This window comes from Nocardiopsis sp. RV163, from assembly GCF_001029525.1.
Lineage (GTDB): Bacteria > Actinomycetota > Actinomycetes > Streptosporangiales > Streptosporangiaceae > Nocardiopsis > Nocardiopsis dassonvillei.
The window spans coordinates 1-1,296 of record NZ_LEKI01000339.1 but is presented as its reverse complement, the minus strand read 5'-3'; the positions used below and the strand labels follow the sequence as shown (position 1 = coordinate 1,296).

The window sequence follows — 1,296 nt, the reverse complement described above, 5'->3', positions numbered from 1 at the left end:
TGGCTCTGGAAGCCGATGCCGTGCAGGGGGACGCCGCGGTCGAGCAGGGTGGTGACGAGTTCGTGGAGGGCGTCGGTCTTGGGGCCGCCGCCCTCGATGCCGAATTCGTTGATGTAGAGGCGGGCGTGGGGGTCTGCGGGAGAGGGTCTGGACGATGGCGTTGAGTGCCGGTTTGGGTGTGTAGGAGTCGTCGAAGGGCAGTGCGGCGGTGTAGCCGGGGAACCATTCGGGGACCCAGGAGTGCTGGTCGCTGACTCCCCAGACGGAGACGCGTACGCAGCGGGGTACGTCCAGGCAGGCCTGGACGACCTGCGCGTATTCGCGGGCCTGGTCCTGGAGGGCGCCGTTGGGGACGGGTTCGGGGATGCGTATGTCCAGTTCGCTGATGCTGACCTCCAGTCCCAGGTCGGTGAAGCGGCGTAGTTGTTGGGCGAGGTCGTCGGGGACGTGGCCGTGGATCAAGTGGCTCTGGAAGCCGATGCCGTGCAGGGGGACGCCGCGGTCGAGCAGGGTGGTGACGAGTTCGTGGAGGGCGTCGGTCTTGGGGCCGCCGCCCTCGATGCCGAATTCGTTGATGTAGAGGCGGGCCTGGGGGTCGATCTCGTGGGCCGTGGTGAGTGCCTCGGCGATGTAGTCCTCGCCCAGGACTTGGTGCCAGAGGTTGTCGCGTAGGCGGGGGCCGCCGTCCTCGAAGGGTTCGTTGATGATGTCCCAGGAGGTGACGCGTCCTTGGTAGCGGCCCATGAGTGCCTGCATGTGTTCGCGGATGACCTGGCGTAGTTCGTCGGGGGTCCAGGTGCCTTGTGCGAGCCAGGCGGGTTGTTGGTTGTGCCAGAGCAGGGTGTGGCCGTGGAGGGTGAGGTTGTTGCGTTCGGCGAAGTCGACGACGGTGTCGGGGCCGCTCCAGTCGAAGGTGTGGCGTTGGGGTTGGACGTACTCCCATTTCATGGTGTTCTCGGCGGTCAGTGAGGTGTAGTGCCGGGTGACCACGGAGCGGTACTCGCGGTCGTGGACGAGGGGGTTGACGGCCACGGCGACGCCGAGGTCGATGTCGTTCTGGTGGGCGAGTCGTGGGAGTTGGCCGGGGCCGGAGGGTTCTGGTTGGGCGGGCAGGGTGAGGGTCAGGAGCGCGGTGACCAGGAGGATGACCGCGCACAGGGCGGCGGCGGTCAGCAGGGCTCCGCGTCCGCGGGTGAGCGGGCGCCATGGTGAGGAGGCCGTGCTGCGCATCTGGTCGGTTCTCGCCTTCTATCGGGTGCCCGTGGTGACGGGGAAGGCGGACAGGGAGCGTACGAC

The 1,296-nt window shown here is 67.6% G+C and carries 1 protein-coding gene and 1 pseudogene; both read right to left on the bottom strand.

Annotated elements, in window-relative coordinates:
- A partial coding sequence (locus tag ABD54_RS27650; protein ID WP_235432218.1) for an endo-1,4-beta-xylanase occupies window positions 1-98 on the bottom strand: 98 nt, incomplete at its 3' end.
- 13 nt (window positions 99-111) lie between these two features.
- Window positions 112-1,230 (bottom strand): annotated as a pseudogene (locus ABD54_RS26580) (endo-1,4-beta-xylanase); the annotation flags it as partial.
- Window positions 1,231-1,296 lie beyond the last annotated feature (66 nt).